This window comes from Vitiosangium sp. GDMCC 1.1324 (assembly GCF_003044305.1).
Classification (GTDB): Bacteria; Myxococcota; Myxococcia; order Myxococcales; family Myxococcaceae; genus Archangium.
Map to the genome: position 1 here is coordinate 433,545 of NZ_PZOX01000008.1, position 18,209 is coordinate 451,753.

9 protein-coding genes are annotated in these 18,209 nt (G+C 68.1%); 7 read left to right on the top strand and 2 right to left on the bottom strand.

Going from position 1 to position 18,209, the window contains the following annotated elements; all coding sequences use genetic code 11:
• Window positions 1-421 precede the first annotated feature (421 nt).
• Window positions 422-1,855, top strand: coding sequence for a Tox-REase-5 domain-containing protein (locus DAT35_RS25050; RefSeq protein WP_158501863.1), 1,434 nt, complete (start codon window positions 422-424; stop codon window positions 1,853-1,855).
• A gap of 12 nt (window positions 1,856-1,867) precedes the next feature.
• Window positions 1,868-2,596, top strand: coding sequence for an immunity 52 family protein (locus DAT35_RS25055; RefSeq protein WP_108069652.1), 729 nt, complete (start codon window positions 1,868-1,870; stop codon window positions 2,594-2,596).
• A gap of 39 nt (window positions 2,597-2,635) precedes the next feature.
• Here the strand turns inward: DAT35_RS25055 and DAT35_RS25060 are convergent, their stop codons facing one another.
• Window positions 2,636-4,363 carry a rhomboid family intramembrane serine protease gene (locus DAT35_RS25060; RefSeq protein WP_108069653.1) on the bottom strand — a complete coding sequence of 576 codons (1,728 nt, stop codon included), beginning with the start codon at window positions 4,361-4,363 and terminating at the stop codon, window positions 2,636-2,638.
• A 358-nt stretch (window positions 4,364-4,721) separates the two neighbouring features.
• Between DAT35_RS25060 and DAT35_RS25065 the strand changes: the two genes are divergently transcribed.
• The 3 genes from DAT35_RS25065 to DAT35_RS25075 all read left to right on the top strand — a co-directional run bounded on the left by DAT35_RS25065 (window position 4,722) and on the right by DAT35_RS25075 (window position 10,365).
• Window positions 4,722-5,312 (top strand): MarR family winged helix-turn-helix transcriptional regulator, encoded by a 591-nt coding sequence (locus DAT35_RS25065; RefSeq protein ID WP_108069654.1) that lies wholly within the window; start codon window positions 4,722-4,724, stop codon window positions 5,310-5,312.
• Window positions 5,313-5,479: 167 nt separating this feature from the next.
• Window positions 5,480-8,629, top strand: a complete 3,150-nt coding sequence (locus DAT35_RS25070) for a DUF4175 family protein (protein WP_108069655.1) — start codon at window positions 5,480-5,482, stop codon at window positions 8,627-8,629.
• Window positions 8,629-10,365, top strand: coding sequence for a tetratricopeptide repeat protein (locus tag DAT35_RS25075; RefSeq protein ID WP_108069656.1), 1,737 nt, complete (start codon window positions 8,629-8,631; stop codon window positions 10,363-10,365). Before DAT35_RS25070 ends, DAT35_RS25075 begins: the two co-directional genes overlap by 1 nt.
• A 30-nt stretch (window positions 10,366-10,395) precedes the next feature.
• On the opposite strand, the gene DAT35_RS25080 is transcribed toward DAT35_RS25075, so the two are convergent.
• Complete coding sequence (locus tag DAT35_RS25080) at window positions 10,396-16,125, bottom strand: ATP-binding sensor histidine kinase (protein WP_108069657.1); 5,730 nt, start codon at window positions 16,123-16,125, stop codon at window positions 10,396-10,398.
• Between the two features lie 202 nt (window positions 16,126-16,327).
• Between DAT35_RS25080 and DAT35_RS25085 the strand changes: the two genes are divergently transcribed.
• Complete coding sequence (locus DAT35_RS25085) at window positions 16,328-17,155, top strand: transporter (RefSeq protein ID WP_158501864.1); 828 nt, start codon at window positions 16,328-16,330, stop codon at window positions 17,153-17,155.
• 26 nt (window positions 17,156-17,181) lie between these two features.
• Window positions 17,182-18,201, top strand: a complete 1,020-nt coding sequence (locus tag DAT35_RS25090) for a serine/threonine-protein kinase (RefSeq protein WP_108069659.1) — start codon at window positions 17,182-17,184, stop codon at window positions 18,199-18,201.
• The last annotated feature ends 8 nt before the right edge of the window (window positions 18,202-18,209 follow it).

Consider the following 18,209-nt stretch of genomic DNA (forward strand, 5'->3'; position numbering starts at 1 on the left):
TCATTGCGTGACGGCCGCCCCGGGAGGGCCGGGCTGGACAGGTAGAATCTGGAATCCTAATTCCTCGGAGGCCTGCCCCATGCCCGTGCATTACCCTGCCCCCCGCGTACGCGGATGCGGGTACTCCGCTGCTGCATTGGCCATGGTTGCGGCGGTGGCATTGGCTGGATGCGCCACCGGCGCCCCTCCAGCCAGTCTGTTTCCAGGCCTGCACTCCAACTCCCTGACGCCAGCCTTTCCACGCGCGTTGAAGCAGCGGCCCACGACGAGCTCCAGTTCCGTTCCAACTTCACCGCCAGGCAGCAAGGGAGCAGCCAATAAGGACGGTGACCCGGAAAGCCCGGGAGGCGAAGGAGAGAGCACTCTCAAAGCATTGGCGGATGAGGCCCTGACGAAGACCCCAACTCGGACACACCGTCCGATGGCGGCCAGCGAAGATGACACGCTGGATGATGGGGGCGAGGGCCAAGTGGGCTGGCCGGATGGAGTAGGAGACGGGCGTCCCTGGACGGTGCCCATGAGCCTGGACTACTTCCAGGGCTTCCTGGTGCATGCGGGCGTACCCGCCGAGGCACTTCCAGTAGACGGGCGCACCCTCTCGCCCGAACAGGCGCTGCGGCTGTTGCCGCACCTGCTGAACGCGGAGGCAACGCTGGGCGACTTCGCCCGGAAGCGCATGGCGGTGCACCTGCTGCTGGAGGTGGCCACAGGGTCGGAGCCGGTATCACGAGAGGAATTGCACGCGCGCATGGACCGCTTCCACCGGCTGCGCGTGCTGCGGCCAGACGGCTACCTGGTGCGGCCCATCACGGATGAGGCCGTGCAGAAGGCCGGTGAGGTGCGGCTGGCCGAAGACGGCACCCTGCGCGCCGGCCGGTACGAGGTGGGCCCCTTCTACGCGATTGAGGACGGACAGTTGTGGCCGGTGGATACGGGGCTGGAGGTGCCCCGAAATGCGCAGCCGCTCGGCCCCTACGTGCCGGATAACGGGGTGTTGCTGCCCGCGCTGGAGGGAGCGGGGCTGGCGCTGGTGGACTCGGTGCAGGGGCTCGTCAATACCTTCATCCACCCTTGGGACACACTGGAAGGCCTCGCCCGGTTGCCGGGCGCGGTGCGCGAGCTCGTCCAGAACGCTCCCGAGTACTGGGAGTCCTTCCGCCACAAGCCACGAGGCGAGCAGGTGCGGCTCATTTCACGGCTCACCACGCACGTGCTGCTGACGGTGGGCACCGCGGGTGAGGGGGCGGCCGCGGCGGCCTTATGGGGCGACAAGCTGAGCCGCCTCTCCATGCCCCTGTTGTCTCTGACGGGCAAGGGCGAGCTGGCGCTGCAACTGGTGGCGATACCCGGGCGTGCTGTCGCCGTGGCGGGAGGGGCGCTCAGCGCCACCTACGTGTTGCACATGGCGTCGGTAGGCGTAGCGGCAGCGGGCGGAGTCTCGTGGACGCCACCGGCGGGCGGGCCGGGAAAGTGGATACCCAAGAACGAGGGCATGAAGCCGCGAGCACGCAAGTACCAGTCACAGGTGACGAAGGCGCCCCCGGGCTGGGTGTATCGTGTCTGGTTGGGCGATGAGTATATGGACTTCGACGGGTACAACCCCCAGGACGGTTTCCTGCTCGACGCCAAGGGCCCTGGCTACGACAAGTGGTTCGACGAGAATTTCGAATACGAGGAATATTATCAAGGCGCCAACGGGCTCGTTGAGGCGGCCAAGAGACAGCTCCAGTTCGCCCAGGGTGTACCCATCCGCTGGCATGTGGCGGAGCCCCGGATGGTGGACATCATCAACAAACTGTTCGAGGACGCGAGCATCAGAGGTATCACCGTTGTCTATACCCGACCGCAGCCCTGAGGCACGTCACCCATGAAAGAGACCTATTACGCGGGAGTCTACTGGCCGGCACGCGCCGAATCCGCCGAGCAATGCGCCCGGCGCACGGAAGCCTTCATCCGGCTGCTCTCGCAATGCGATCCTCTCTACACCCACTGGTTCGAGCAGGCGAAGTCTCTCAAGAAGGCACTCCAACTCCAGTTCGAGCCCACATACGAGACTTTCCTGCGTTTCTTCAGCCGGAAGACGTATCGATTTGGCAAGACAGACAAGGATGGGTTCAACTTTAGTGCCTGGAATGGAATCAGGTGCGGTAGCAACATCAGTCTCACGTGTGGCACCGCCTCGGAATACTCTCCCAACGTGTGCCTTCTCTATCCGCCCTCGAAAGACCCAGAGGAGGCGCGGATACTTTCCGCACCCGTCATGACAGAGGTGGTGCGCGCCATGGCTCTGGCCTGGGAGCCAGACCACGGTGGGGTCTTCTCGCATGGCTATCGAAAGCTGAGGCAAGAACCCGTAGGCCCCCCCTACACGGGTTGGCTCATGTACTTCTCGCGCCGCCGGGGAGAGGTGCCCCCGTTGCCAGAACCCGTGCGCGTAGAGCCCGTGGAGGACAAGGGCACGCTCGTCATCCTCACGCCGGAGCGCTTCACCGTGGACAACCCGGCGCACGTCGCCCTCGCCGACCAGGTGCGCGCGTCGCTCGAACGAGCGGGGTTGCTGCAGGAGTCCAGCGCCTACGCATCCACCTCGTCATAACCGGCGTCTTCAAAGAGGTGCGCGTGGTTCATGCTGGAACTATCGCGGCGCCTCGCAGATGCTCAGGATTTGCTTGACCTCCTCGGGATCTACCTCGGGCACGCCTTCCAGCCGACGAGCTTGCGTCCGGGCCTCCGGGCAGCGGCCCTCGGCCACCAGCCATTGGATGGCCGGCATGCGGATCTCGACGTCCTCCAGCGTCGCCTTCTTCAGCCAGTCCTCGCGCCAGGTGCCCCCGCAGGCCACCAGGCGAGGATGCGCGGAGCAGATCTGGAAGCGAGCCCGGGTGGACTCCCACTCCCAACCGTCGTCGCGGGTCTCCAGCCGCGCGAAGAGCGCCAGGGCCTCGTCGTAGCGCCCGAGGTCCTGCAAGGCCTCGCCATACTCGAAGGTGCGCTGCGGAGAATCCTGGAGCTTCGACCAGGCTTCCCGTCGGCTCTTCAACTCGGCCGGCTCGGACAGCCGAACCGTCTTCAGCACGGCCTCGTAGAACGCCTGGCGGGACGGCGTCACGGAGCGCTCCGTGTACCAGCCGATCCGGTAAATCCGGATTCCCTCCACGCGGGCCTGCTCGAAAACGCTGCGGTTCTGCCCGGTGAACGTCCAGGCCCGCCAGCCCTCCTGTAGGGCCGAGACCTCGGTCCGGGTGACGGAGCCTCCCAGGCGCCGCTCCCAGTCCTGGTGCAGCAGCTCGGGATCCAGTTGATCCGGCTGCCGGAGCAGGTGGGAGGCCGCGAAGACGGCGCTGTCGGAGCTCGGGCCCACTTGCCACGCGTTCAGCCCCGCGAGCGAGCCCGGGTGGTTTGCCATGCGCCAGCAGATCGACAACTCCAGCCCGTCCCTGGGGACTCCGGCGTGCCGGCTGAGCGAGCAGAGCAGCGTTGGCGAGGAGGCCAGGAGCCACGCCAGTCCCGCCGGGAGCGCCAGGAGGCCCAGGCTGGCGCCCAGCACGCGCAGCCGCGTGAGGGCCTTGCCCGTGCGAGGTGCCAGCGTCTCCGGGCGGGCCCACAGCGACACAGCCAGCCCTCCGAGGTAGCCGCCCACGTGGCCCAGCACCGAGACGCTCGGAGCCGAAAAGCTAGGCAGCAGGAGGAAGAAGACGAACAGCACGTAGGAGCGCCAGCCGTAGGCGGCGCGCTGATCTCGAGGGATGGCCTCCCCCAGCCGCAGCCCCAGGCCCAGCTGGGCGCCCCAGGCGCCGTAGGCCAGCACCGACGAGCCCACGACCGGCAGAGCCGAGAAAGGGACGATGAGCAGCGCCGCCCCCAGGCTCGCCCCGAGCAGCACCAGGAGCAGGCCCGTCATGCCCAGCACCCGCTCGACCCGGAAGCAGCTGTAGGCCAGGAGCGGCAGGTTGAAAAACAGGTGCGGGGCGTGGGCATGGAGCCAGGGCGCCGTCCACGGGCTCCACCAGGCCGCCTCGAGTATCGTCGGCTCGAACCCGACAGCGCCCAGCCGCTCGGGTGCCAGCCCCATCTGGCCGAGCCTGGCCTGAAGGAAGAAGGCCAGCAGCAGCAGCACGCAGAGGAGCGCGGTGGCCCACGGGAAGGGCTTCTTCGCCAGCCGCGCCGCCGCTCGGGCCGCGGGTGCATCCACGGCGCTGGCCAACGTCGCGATCGTCTCGATGCGGGCGAACTCCGTCCCTGTCCAGGGGACGTAGCGGACCTCGGCCGAGCTGAGCACCCGTCCTCGCCGGATTTCCTCCTCCAGCTCCGACGGATGCAGGAAGGTCTCCTCGTCATCGCCTCTCAGTTCGACCTGTTGCATGTCCCTCTCGGTGTTACCGCGCCCCCAAGCGGGCCACCCCTCCCGGGCTCAACGGGGGCGCGCCCCCGCTCCTCCGCCCTCCCCTGGCCGCTCCCCCCGGTATCCCTCGGCGCCGAATTGACGCACTGCATCATCGCCATCCGGCTCGGGGAGTAAAAAGGTAGGGAACCCAACAAATACATGGACCGTCCTCAGGTGGGCGCCGGTGCGTCCTGTCCCGCATCCGCGCTCCACGCAATACATTCTCTACCCTGGTGGGTCCTATGCGTACGATCTGTCCAAAGATGAGACAGGCGACACCCGGGTGGAATTTGGGGGACACTGTAGAAATGAAGGCATTCTGGGGGACACCGTAGAAATGAAGCCGAACGAAGAGGTCAGTACGCAGTCTTCCGCAGATGCGAACAAGGCCCCTGTGCTGGGAGAGGTGTTGGAGTTCATGCGACTGCTGTGGGCCGTGGACCATGGTCTGCAATCCACGTCCAAGCGCATGGAGGCCACTCTCGGGCTGACGGGCCCTCAACGGCTGGTGCTCCGGCTCGTGGGCCGCTTCCCGGGCATCACCGCAGGCCGGCTCGCGCAAATCATGCACGTGCACCCCAGTACGCTCACAGGCGTGCTCAAGCGCATGGAGAAGCGCGGGCTGCTCGAGCGCAAGTCGGACCCGCTCGACGGGCGCAAGGCCCTCTTCGCCCTCACCGACGCGGGCCGTGGGATGGACATCCCCACCACGGGGACGGTGGAGTCCGCGGTGCAACGGGCCATCTCGCGCATGTCGCACGCCCGCCTCGCGGGCGCCCAGGACGTGCTGACCGCGCTCGCCGAGGAGCTGGGCGCCGGCGACGCCCCGGCCGACCACCCCAACGGGACTCCCCCGTCCGGCCCCGAGGGGCACCTACCCCTGGCGAAGGACGACGAGGCCGCCTCGAGCAAGACCGCCAGCCGTTGAACCCCTCGCCTCCCGGCTCCCCGACAAGGTTCCACCGGCAGACACCCGGAAGCGCGTGGAACCCGTCCGGAGAGCTGGGAGACGCGCCGCGCGCCCGGGCCTGCTACAGATTCGGGAAATAGGTGGCCCGGCCATGGGTTGCCACACGACCGAGCGGACGTGACAGCGTGAACCTCGAATCCCCGCAGACCCCAGGCCCGGAGCTCCCGCCTCCGCTACCCCCGCAGCCTCCCGCTCCGCCATCGGAGCCTCGCGAGGAGCCCCGCTCGCATGGCGTGGAGCGGCTGCTCGCCGCGGTACGAGCCCGCCAGCGCCGCCAGCTCTGGCTGCAAGGCGCGCTGCTGGGCACCTCCACCCTGCTCCTCCTGGCGGTGGCGGGTGGCTTCCTGGCACTCGCCGCCCCGGCCGCTGGCCGTTGGGTGCTGATGCTCTCCCCGGTGGCGGGCACGCTCGTGGCCTGTGCCTTCGGCATCTGGCTCTCCCTGCGCACCGTGGGTGACGACGTCCGCACCGCGCGTCTCATCGGCGAGCGACGGCCCGAGCTGTCCCTGGACGTGCTCGCCGCGGTGGAGCTGTCGCACGAGCACGGCCGCGACTCGCAGCACTCGGCTGAGCTCGCGGAGGCCTTCCTGCGGCAGATGGACCTGCGCGCCGAGCAGGTGGACGCGGGCACGGTGGTGGACGGCACGCGGCTCAAGCACGCGGGCCTGGTGCTGGGCGGCGTGGCGCTCGTGCTGGCGGTGGTGCTGGGCCTGGCGGGCGCGCAGTGGCGCGTGGGCCTGGGCAAGGCGCTCGAGTCCGCGAGCCAGAGCGCCACGGCCGAGCAGCGCGAGCCCATCACCGGCGACATCGAGCTGACGTACCGCTACCCGGCCTACACGGGACTCACCCAGCGCACCGTGCCGGGCACCAACGGCGAGGTGAGCGCGCCGGCCGGCACCGAGGTGCAGCTCAAGACGCGCTCGGACCGCGAGGTGGAGCGCGCGGAGCTCGTCGTCAACGGCGAGACGCTCCCGCTCACCGTCACCGGCAAGCGCGAGCTGGCCGGCACCTTCGTGGCGAAGAAGACGGGCAACTACCACTTCCTCTTCTACGGCACGGGCCGCAAGCCCATCGCCACCGGGCCGGACATCCCGCTCAACGTGGAGGCGGACACCCCGCCCCAGGTCCAGCTCCTCACGCCCGCGGCGGAGATTGAGATCGACCCGGGCCAGGAGGTGACGCTCAAGTACGAGGCCACCGACGACTACGGCCTCAACGGGCTGGCGCTCGTCTTCCGGACACCGGGCGCGAAAGAGGAGACGCGCATTCCCCTGCCGAAGGAGGATGGGCGCCGCGACAAGGGCCTCTACAAGTGGAACCTGGGCACGCTGAAGGTGCAGCCGGGAGACCGCATCTCCTATTACATCGAGGCGAAGGACAACGACGCGGTGGAGGGCCCCAAGCGGGGCGTGAGCCGCACCCAGGTGCTGCGCGTCTACAGCGCCGCCGAGCACCTGCGCGCCGCCCTGGAGAAGGCCGAGGCCATCTGGGGCCGCATGGTGGACCACCTGGCGGATCGCCTGGAGGGCCCGGACCGGGACAAGGTGAAGGACGCGCAGAAGGTGGCCTCGGGACAGGCGGTGGACACCAGTGGCCTCACGCTGGTGGCGGACATGCGCGCGCTCTCCCAGGAGCTGGGCCGTGAACGGGACAATCCCGCCGAGCTCGTCACCGCGCTCGCCAACATCTCCGCGACGCTGGGCCAGCGGGTGCGCGCCACGGGGGACCTGCGCCGCATCTACCTGCGCACCCAGCAGCGCCGGGCCGGCGATGACTTCGGCACCGGGGCCCGCCTGGGCGCGCTGGTGGACGATGAAATCTCCGAGCTGGAGAAGGACATCCTCTATCTGGAGTCGCTGCTGGACCGGCAGAAGCTGGAGGCGCTCCAGGAGCTGGCCAAACAGCTCGCCTCCGAGAGGCGTGAGCTGGCCAACCTCATCGAGCAGTACAAGCAGAACCCGGATGAGCAGGTGCGCGAGCAGGTGATGCAGCAGATTCAACAGGTGCGCAACCGCATCAACGAGCTGATGCAGCGCATGGCGGAGATGCGCCAGGGCATCCGCGACGAGCACCTCAACGCCGAGGCCCTTCAGGAGATGATGAAGGACCAGGACATGCAGAGCGCGCTCGACGAGGTGGAGCGGCTCATGCGCGAGGGCAAGACGGACGAGGCGCTCGCCAAGCTGCAGGAGCTGTCCATGCAGATGGACGAGATGCTCAACGGCCTGAACGAGGCGCAGGACCAGTTCGGCGGCGAGCAGTTCCCGGAGCTGGCGCAGAAGTTCGGCCAGTTCATGAACGACCTGGAGAAGACGGCGCAGGAGCAGCAGCGCGTGGCCGACGCCACCAAGGCGCTGCGCGACCAGGCGCGGCAGCAGAACAAGGACCGGCTGGCCGAGCGCGGCAAGGCCATGAAGGACGAGCTGCAGCGTCAGGTCGAGCAGGTGCAGAAGAACTACCAGCAGCTGCGGCCCGATGAGATCAGCAGCCGGGCCTCGCGTCCCCTGGAGGAGGCCCAGGCCGAGCTGGAGAACGTGAAGAACGCGCTGAAGGTGGACGACTACGACCTGGCGGCCGAGGCGGCACAGCGGGCCTCCGAGGCGGCGCAGCAGCTCTCCAGCTACGGCGAGCAGCAGCGCGCGCTCGACGAGATGTACGGCAACCCGGACGACGTGCGGAAGCAGTCCGCGCAGCTCGCCGAGAAGCTGGAGAAGGACGCGAAGTCGGTGGAGGACGTCAACCGCAAGCTGCAGTCGCTCTTCCCGCCGCCGGGCTCGCAGATGAGCCAGCAGGAGAAGCAGCAGTTGCAGCAGCTCGCCCAGCAGCAGGAGGAGCTGGAGGAGAAGGCCAAGGGCCTGCGCCAGCAGATGCAGGACATGGAGCAGATGGCGCCGCTCTTCGGCCAGGAGGCCGGGGACCAGATGGAGGAGATCGGCCGGCGGATGGGCGAGGCCGCGCAGCGGATGCAGGGCAAGGACGCCAACCGCGGCTATGGCGAGCAGCAGGCGGCGCTGGAGGGCATCAAGCAGTTCCAGCAGCAGATGAAGGAGAGCCAGCGCGGCCGGGGCAAGGGGCGCGGGCTGCCCCTGCCCATGGGCATGGGCAAGAGTGAGGGCAACGGGCGCGACCCGCGCGACAAGGTGGAGATTCCGGACGAGGAGGCCTACCAGGCGCCGAAGGAGTTCCGGAAGGATCTGCTGGACGCGATGAAGCAGGGGGCGCCGGAGAAGTACCGGGACCAGGTGAAGCGCTACTACGAGGAGCTGGTGAAGTGATGCACGCCACGAGGGGATTGCTGCTCGCGCTGGCCGTGCTCCTCACCACGGCGCCCGCCTGGGCCGAGGAGTCGCTGAAGGCCGAGGCCAAGGAGCGGCTGGGGAAGGTGGAGGCGGCGCTGGATGGCTGGGACGTGCCGGGCGCACGGCGCGAATTGCAGGCGCTGGAGAGCCTCGTCCCGGAGGACATCGAGCCGCTCAAGTACTTCCAGGGCCGCGTGGCCTTCGAGGAGGGCCGCTACACCGAGGCCGTCGAGTTGCTCCAGGCGGCCAACATCGAGGACAAGCCGGGCAGCTACCTGCGGCTGGCCAAGGACACGCGCAACATCGTGAAGGACCACGCCCGCGCGGAGAGCGAGCACTTCATCTTCTTCTACCCCAAGGGGAAGGACGAGGTGCTGGTGCCGTACGCGCTCGAGACGCTGGAGTCCATCCACAACGCGCTCGCCGAGGACCTGGGACACCGGCCCCCGGGCAAGATTCGCGTGGAGGTGGTGAACAACGCACGCGAGCTGTCGAAGGTCAGCACCCTCACCTACCAGCAGATTCAAACGACGGGCACCATCGCCATCTGCAAGTTCAACAAGCTGATGGTGACGAGCCCCAAGGCAGTGGCACGGGGCTACGACTGGCAGGACACCCTGGCGCACGAGTACATCCACCTGGTGGTGAGCCAGATGAGCCACAACACGGTGCCCATCTGGCTGCACGAGGGCCTGGCCAAGTTCCTGGAGTCGCGCTGGCGCGGCAAGCCGGGACAGGCGATGACGCCCTCCACCCTGGCGCTGCTGGGCCGGCGGGTGAAGGAGGACAAGCTCATCCCCTTCGAGAAGATGCATCCGTCCATCGCCATGCTGCCCACCGCCGAGGACGCGGCCACCGCCTTCGCCGAGGTCTACTACGCCATCGACTACATCTACTCCACGCAGGGCAACAAGGGCCTGCGGGAGATCATCATCGGCCTGCGCGATGGCAAGCAGGACAAGAAGGCAGTGGAGTCGGCCACGGGCATGCCCTTCGCCCTCTTCGAGAAGAGCTGGCTCGCGCACATCAAGAAGCAGCCCTTCCCCAAGGAGCTGCTGCCGCGCGAGGAGGTGGTGCTCAAGGAGAACGCCAAGGACCAGGACGAGAAGAAGAAGGGGCGTGAAATCTCGTTCGGCGACTTCGCGGAGGTGACGGAAGTGCCGGCGCGCAAGTTCGCGCACCTGGGCGAGCTGATGCGCGAGCGCAACCGCATCAAGGCCGCCGCCGAGGAGTACGCCAAGGCGCACAAGCTGGTGGGCGACAAGTACGAGTCCGTGTCCAACAAGTACGCCCTGGCCCTGCTGGAGCTGCGCCGGCTGGATGAGGCGGAGGCCGTGCTGCGCGGCTCGCTGCGCGTCCACCCGGGCTCGCCGAGCACCAGCGTGCACCTGGGCCGCATCCTCCTGTTCCGCAAGGACTACCCGAAGGCGAAGCAGGCCTACCTGGAGGCCCTGGCCGCGGATCCCTTCGACCCCGAAATCCACCTCGCGCTGATGCGCATCCACGGGGCACTGGGTGAGACGGCGCTCGTCACCCGCACACGGGCGGCGAGCGTGGTACTCACCGGCCTCAAGCCCGATGATGTGGACCGGATGGCCCAGGACTTCATGCGCGACGACAAGGAGCTGGTCGAAGGCGAGAACATCGCCAACGCCGACGAGAAGGCCGCGCCTGCGCCGAAGGCCGCCCCCGTGAAGGACGGAGGCCCCTGAGGCCCATCGGGCCTGGCCGCGGCCAGGCCGTCACGCATGCCCGGCGGCCTGCGGGTCACCGACTCCGGAAGCAGGGGGACCCGCGCGCGGAAGCTGGAGGGTGAAGCACGTGCCCTCTCCGGGCGTGCTCTCCACCTGCACGGAGCCTCCCAGCGCCGAGACAATCTCGTGAGCGATGTAGAGCCCCAGGCCCAGCCCTCCGTACTCACGCACGGAGACGGCCCGCTCGAAGCGCTCGAAGATGTGCGGCAGCCTGTCCGGCGCGATGCCGATGCCGTGGTCCTTCACCGTGAGCAGCGCGGTGCCTTCGTTGGAGTCGACGGAGATCTCCACCGGCTTGCGGTTGCCGAACTTGATGGCGTTGGCGAGAAGGTTGGTGATGACCTGCTCGAGCCGGGTCTTGTCCCAGCGGCCGAAGACGGGGGCGTCCGCCCGGATGAGGAGCGGTGAACGGGAGCGGGCGGACTCCTCACGGAAGTCCTCGGCGACGCCTCGGGTGATGGCCACGAGGTCCACCTCCTCGAACTCGAGGTGGACCTGACCCGCCTGGAGCCGGGAGACGGAGAGCAGCTCGTCGATGAGGCGGGTGAGGCGGCGTATCTGGAGCCGGGCGTTCTGGGAGATACGGGAGAGGGCCTCGGGGGAGATGGAGGCGTTCCCGCGCTCGAGGCCCTGCATGGAGAGTTTGAGCGAGGTGAGCGGGGTGTACAGCTCGTGCGAGGCGATGGAGAGGAACTCGTCGCGCAGGCGGACGGCCTCGCGGGCTTCGCGGTACAGCCGCGCATTGTCGATGGAGATGGCGGCACGGCGTGCCATCTCCTGGGCCAGCGCGAGATCGGCGGGCCCGTAGCCACACTCGGGGGTGACGCGGAAGAGGCTGATGGAGCCGATGCTCTTGTCCTGAGCGATCAGCGGCACGGCCACACCACACCGGGTGCCGAAGGCTCGCATCAGCTCCGCGTACCCCGTCTCCTGACTGAAGGCCTGGAGGTAATCCTCGGTCACCTCGGGGATGAACTGCGGCGCTCCCGTGCGTACCGCCACCACCCCCGGCAACTGGGAATCCCATTGAGGGGGATTCCTCCGCTGGATGTCGCGCAGCAATGCCTCCTTGGCCGTGCTGGCGCAGGCGATGGCGACGCAGTGGAGCGTCTGGGGCTCCTCCTGCACGAGCACCATGCAGCAATCGGCGAGGAAGGGCACGGCCAGGCGCGCGATGCGGGCCAGCGTCGTCTCGTAGTCGAGGGACTCGGCGAGCACCACCGAGGACTCCGCGAGGAAACGCACGGCGCGCTCGGCCCGGCGGCGCTCCTCCACTTCCACGTGGAGCTTCTCGAACAACAGGCTGTTCTCCAGCGAGATGGCCATCTGAGAGGAGAGGAGCTGAAGCACCCGGATGCGACCGGGCGCGAAGGCCCGGGTGGCCAGGTTGTTCTCCAGGTAGAGCACGCCAACGGAGGAGGCCTGCCGGCGGATGGGCACGGCCACGGCGGACTTGAGGGCGTGAGAGACGACGTAGGAGTCCGAGGAGAAGGGGCTCCGGCGGGCATCGGCGAGGATGACGGCGCTCCCGGAGTCGTACGCCTGGGCCACCATGGTGGGAGGAACGTGCCGCGAGGAATGGAAGACGGTGCGCTCGAGAGAGACGGCGGAGGTGGAGCCGATGGCTCGAACGAAGAGGGAGCCATCCTCGTGCAGGAGGAGGGCTCCGCGTTGCGCACCGGCGACTTCGAGGCAGACCGTCATGAGCTTCTCGAGGAGCCTGTCGAGCACCACTTCGCCCGAGAGGGTCTCCGCGGCCTTGAGGATGCTCAGCAGGTCGAGCCTGGCGCCCCGTGACTCCGCATGCTCGCGCGTGGTGGGCGTCTTCCAGGGAAGGGCCTCATCCAGAGCGAGGTCCGGGAACTCCTCTTCGAGCGCCGCCACCTTGGCCGTGGCGCCCCAGCGAGCGAACCCCTTCATGGCGGAGTGGAGGTAGAGGGAGGCGATCCGGCGGTGGCCGAGGGAGTGGTAGTAGCGGCCCGCGAGTTCCTGGGCCAGGGCCTCGTCCCGAGGGTTCTCATTCTGGTGGGCGGAGTCGATGGCCAGGTCGTACAGGCGCATCGCCTCGCCCTGATTGCCCTCGATACGCGCGAGCTCGGCGGAGACCAGCTGATGCTTGTGGCGGAAGTTCTCGGGGCAGCCCTGGGCCCAGGTGTCGAGCCGATGCAGGTGCTCCTGGAGCTGGGACAGGAGCGAGTCCTTTTCGGACGAGGCAGCCCCGGGGTAGCACGCCGCGAGCGTCAGCGCCGTGTAGAAGACATAGTCGATCCCAGGGAGGGCCGGCTGCATGAGGGGGTAGTTCTTGCTCGCGGCGCGAGACATCTCCAGGGCATCCGCGAGGTCTCCCAGCAGGTAGGACGTCTGGGCACGCAGCGCCTGGTATTCGCAAAGGATCGAGGGGCTCTCGCGAATGGAGTCGGCGTACTCCTTCTCGGAGAACCCGTCATCCTCGTAGCGCGCCTTCTGGTGGGTCCGATCCTGGAGGCACCGGACGGCCTGGCGGTAGGCGAGGAGAAGACCCACCATGTCCCGGTGGCCGACCTTCTGGACGAACACCAGGTTCTCCTCGGCTTCGGCATGGACGAGCGGGAGCTCCGTGCCCGTGCTGAACAGGAGGATCGCCAGGTACGCGGCGGCATAGCTGGCGAACAGGAACTCATTGCCCTCCATCCCGGCGGCGACGGCCCTCCGCAGCAGGGGGAGGTTGGTCCGGAACGGCACCCGCCAGTGGCTCACGCCCGCGGCGAAGATGAGCAGGCACCGGCACTCCTGCTTTCGATCCGCGTAGCGCCGGCTCAGCTCCACTCCGGCCTCGCCGAGCTTCATGCCCATGTCGTAGTCGCCCATGGACCCCAGGACCATCGCGTAGGACACGTAGGCATGCGCCGAGTAGGGGCTGTGGCCGCGCTCCAGGGAGAGGTGGATCATCCGTGCCTGGAAGAAGGCGAACAACAGGTGCTGGTTCGAGAACCATGCGGCCATGACGACGCTCGACATGAACCGCATGAGCGTGAGGAACCGCGGGTCCTGCGCGGAGGGAACCCCCAGGAGCTCCTCCCGGGTACGGCCTCGCAGCTTCTCGTTCACGAGGGCAGCCTCGTCCGCGAACGCCCGCTCGAGCTCGCGCTCGGAGGGTGGCTCCTGCCCCATCAGCCGCAGCCCTTCCCTCCCCCACCGGATCGCCTCCAGGTAGCCCCGGCAGATGCTGTAGGCGATGACGTGAATCTCGTAGAGGTTCAACTTCTCCAGGTCGGAAGTGACATGGGGCAGTGCGGCCCGGACCAGCTCCTCGGCGAGGGCATGATCGCTGGTGAGATGTGCACACTCCGCCGCTTGCCGGTGGAGCTGGAGTGCCAGCGCGTGGTGTGACGCCCACGCCTCCCGCGGGAGACACTCGAGGCCATGCCGCAGGTAGACGAGCGCGGAGCCAAAGGCGGAGGTCGCCTCGGCCTTGCTGCCGGCCCGGAGGTACAGCCCGGCGAGCTGGAGCCGCTCGGAGGGCTCCAGGTCCCGGCTCGACTCCATGCTCATGTCGAAATAGTCGACCACCTCGAAGAGCCGCTCCTCGAGCTCGTGCTCGGAGACGCCCCCCACCAGCCCGCGCCCCACCTGCCGGTGGAGGTGGCGCTTCTCCTCATCCGACAGCAACGAGTACACGGCCTGCTGGATGCGGTCGTGCACGAAGCAGTAGGTGGCGGCACGCGCTTCGGGACTCCCGGAACCCCGGCTCGTCCCATACGCGAAGCAGGAGCCCTGGCTCGCGGGGACGAGGAGCCCTTCCTGGATGGCGCTCCAGAGCGCCTCGGCTGTCTCCTCCACGGACTTCCCCGCCACGGCGGCCAGCAGCCAGAGGTCCACCCGGTCCCGGAAGCAGGACGCCACCTGCAGGAGTTGTTGGGTGAGCACGGGAAGCCGGCGCACCGCCCTCAGCATCAGCTCGATGACGTTCTCGGTGACTTCCACCTGCTCGATGCGCTCCAGGTCCCATCTCCACTCCCTCTGCTCGGCATCGAAGGTCAGCAACCCGGACTGGTGCAGAAACCGCAGGAGCCTCTGGACGAAGAAGGGATTGCCCGCCGTCTTGCGCAACAGGAGCTTCGCCAGGGGCTCGACCTGCCGGGGTTTCCGGTGGAGGGTGTCGCTACAGAGCCGGGTGAGCGCCCCGAGGTTCAGCGGCGGCACCTCGAGGGTACGCAGGGCCACGCCCGCGGTGCGCATGGCCCCCAGTACCTGCGTCAAGCGATGCTCCGGCCCCACCTCCTTGGAGCGATAGGCGCCGACGAGCAGCACGTGGCGGAGGTCCGACGCCGTGGCCAGGTTCCGGAGCACCGTGAGCGAGCCCCCATCCGCCCACTGCAAGTCATCCATGAAGAGGACGAGGGGACTTTCGTGAGTGGCGAAAACCTGGATGAGGGCCTGCAGGGAGAGCTGGAAGCGGCCCTCGGTCTCGGAGATTCCCAGGGGAGCGGAGGCTGGCTGTTCTCCGAGGAGCTGCACCAACTCGGGAATGAAGCGAGTCATGGCGCTAGCAGAGGAGCCCAGCGCGTCCTGCAGCCTCTGGCGCCAGGAGAGGACGGCGGCGGGTGGCTCCTGGAGCAGGCCTCGGACGAGCCCCCGGAGCGCCTCCACCAGCGAGGCATGGGGCAGGTTGCCGTGGAGCTGGTCGAACTTGCCGAAGAGGAACCGCGCCCTTCCCTCGCATCGCCCCTGCATGTCGTGGACGAGCGAGGACTTGCCGGAGCCGGCATCGCCCGTGACGAGGACGACCTCGCTGGGGCCAGCGGTGACACGCTTCAAGGCACCACACAGCCAGGCCAGTTCGTGCTCGCGCCCGTAGAGCTTGTCGGGGAGGACGAGCTCCTGCGCCAGGTCATGCCAGGCGAGCGTGAAGGGAGCGATGGTGCCGGACGCCTGCCACTGCCGCTGGGCCTCGCGCAGGTCCAGCTCGAGGGCCTCCGCGCTCTGGTAGCGCTCCTCCGGCATCTTGGCCAGCAGCTTGAGAACGATGTCGGAGAGCACCTGGGGAATGGAAGGCTTGAGCTGCTCCGGAGGAACGGGCGGCCGGGCCAGGTGGGCATGGATGAGCTCCACGGGGTCCGCCGAGACGAATGGCGGCACGCCCGTGAGCATCTCGTAGAAGGTGGCGCCCAGGGCGTAGAGGTCGGCTCGGTGGTCCACCAGCCGGTTCATCCTCCCCGTCTGCTCGGGCGCGATGTACGCCAGCGTCCCCTCCGACTCTCCAACCAGGCCCGTGGCCCTCGTCGCGGTGCCGAAGTCGATCAGCGTCACCTGCCACGTATCGGGCCGAACGACGAGGTTGGACGGGTTGAGGTCCCGGTGGATGACGTTGCGCCGGTGAAGGCTCCGGACGAGGCCGGCAATCTGGATGGCCAGCGTCAGGAAGAGCCCGGTCTCCAGCGGCTGCTGCCACAGGTGCTGCTCCAAATCCAGCGGGCCTGCGTCCTCGAGGACGAGCGTCAGGATTCCCGCCACCTCCTCCAGCCCCAAGGGCCGCACCACCCCTGGAATATCCAACCCGCCTAGCATTTCGTGCTCGTGACGGAGCGCGGCGGTGGCGTGGGCGGCGGTGGGCCCGGGTTGGACCCTCTTGAGGATCCGGGCTTCACCCGTCCTCTCCTCCCGGGCACGGAATACGACGTACTGCCGCCCCTGATGGATTTGTAGAAAGTCGCGGTAGCCAGGAATCTGGAGCGACACGACCCAATCCCCGAGACCTTCATGATGGCGGCGGGAGGAATCCTTCAGAAGTATCGGGAGAGGGAGTCACCGATTGCCTGCTCGCGTGGATGAACGCGGTCATCTAGTTTAGCGCCGTATGAATACCCGGCTCTCGACCCTCGCATTCGCAACAGCCTTGTGTCTCGCCGCGCCCACCGCCCGTGCAAAACCCTATCGGGCCATGGTGACCCGCACCGCGGAGACGACGCAACACGGCAACATGGAGATCGGGCTGCGCTACCAGGGCTTCTTCGCCTTCGACAACGCCAAATCGCTGCCCTACCACCAGGTCTCCCCCAGCATCCGGTGGGGCATCTTCGACAACCTGGAGGCCAACGTTTATTTCGAGGTCCTCGGGATCGGCACGCCCGGCCTGGGCAACTTCCAACTGGCCTTCGGTGACATCCCGCTCGGCCTGCAGTGGACGTTCCTGGAATCACGTGCCTTCGCGCTGGCCGCCTATGGCCGCATCACCTTCCCCACCGGGCCGAGCGACCTGGACGCCATCCCCCCGAGTCTCTCCGACGGGACATGGGACGGCGAGGCAACGCTCATCGCCGAGGTGCGGGCGAGCAGGGATCTGCGCTTCATGTTCAACGCGAGCTACTTGCGCAATGGAACGCGCGACCGCGGCGCCCTCCCGGACTTCGACGTCCCCGACGCCGTGCAGCTGAGCGTGGCGGGAACGTACAACCTCACTGACGCCACCCTCATCGGCCTGGAGGTCATCGGCCGCAAGTACTCCGAGCCGGCCATCACCCCGGTATGGACGGACAACGCCAACCAGGTGGAGATCGTCCCGGTGGTGCGCCACGAGGTGTACCCGGGGCTGGTGCTGGAAGCGGTCGCTGGCGTCGCGGTGACACCGGACCTCTCGAACATCTACCAGTTCCGCATCCTGCTCGGAGCCACCTACGAGTTCGACCTCAACTCGGGCCCGCGCCGGTCGGACGACGACTCCAAGAGCAGCAAGCCCGCGTCCAAGAAGAAGCCCTCTCGCAAGCGCTGAGCCCACGTTCCCCGGAAGCCTCCCGCATGACCGAGCGAGTCCTGAAGTGTCCCCAGTGCAACGCACCACTCGCGCCGAGCCGATTCGCTCGCTCGGTCATCTGTTCCTTCTGCGGAACCACGGTCCTGGTCGATCAGACGGCCGTCTCCGCCGCGCGCTTCCGGGAAGCCTTCCAGTCGTGGAACCTGCCCTCCCACCTCGGGTACACGTCCTGGTGGTCCATCGGGGACAGTCATTGGGCACCGGGAAGGCTCATCGCACGCGGTGAGCACTCCGACGTCTACCTCGCCGAGCGGGCCCGGTGGCCCACCGAGCGCGTCCTCCTGAAGGTGCTCCGAGAGCCGGGCGATGCGCCGCTCTTCCAGCACGAGTGGGACGTGCTCGAGCAGCTCCAGCAGAGCACCGCGAATGGGGCCGCGACCTTCACCACCCGGCTCCCCCAGCCCGTGGTCCGCGGGGTCCTCCGAGAGGGGCCTCGCGCGGGGGCGCAGGCCATGGCTCTGCGGTGGACGAGCGGCTTCGTCCATACCTTCGAGGCCGTGCGCAACGCCTACCCCGCGGGAATCGACCCGCGTGTGTCCATCTGGATGTGGCGCCGGATCCTCGAGACCCTCTCCTTCATCCACAGCACGGGGCTCGTGCATGGCGCGGTGCTCCCCCAGCACCTGCTGGTCCAACACGGGGAGCATGGCGTCCGGCTCGTGGGGTTCAGCTGCACGGACCTCGCGGGGGCCCGCCTGAGCACCGTCTCCTCCCGCTTCGAGGACTTCTACCCCACGCGCCTGCTCGGCTCGAAAACGCTCACCCCCTCGGTGGACCTGGTGATGAGCGCGCGTTGCATCATCGCCGTCCTCGGAGGAGAGCCCTCGCGAGGCTCCGTCCCGGGCTCCGTGCCTGGCCCCCTGGCGGCGCTCCTGCGGCGCGTCGCCTCCGCGGAGGGCCTCGATGAAAGCCAGGGGGGTGCCTGGACACTGCGTGAGCAGGTTGGTGAAGTGGGGTCCGCGGTCTTCGGCCGCCCGAGCTTCCACCCGCTCGTGATGCCGTGAAGGCGCGG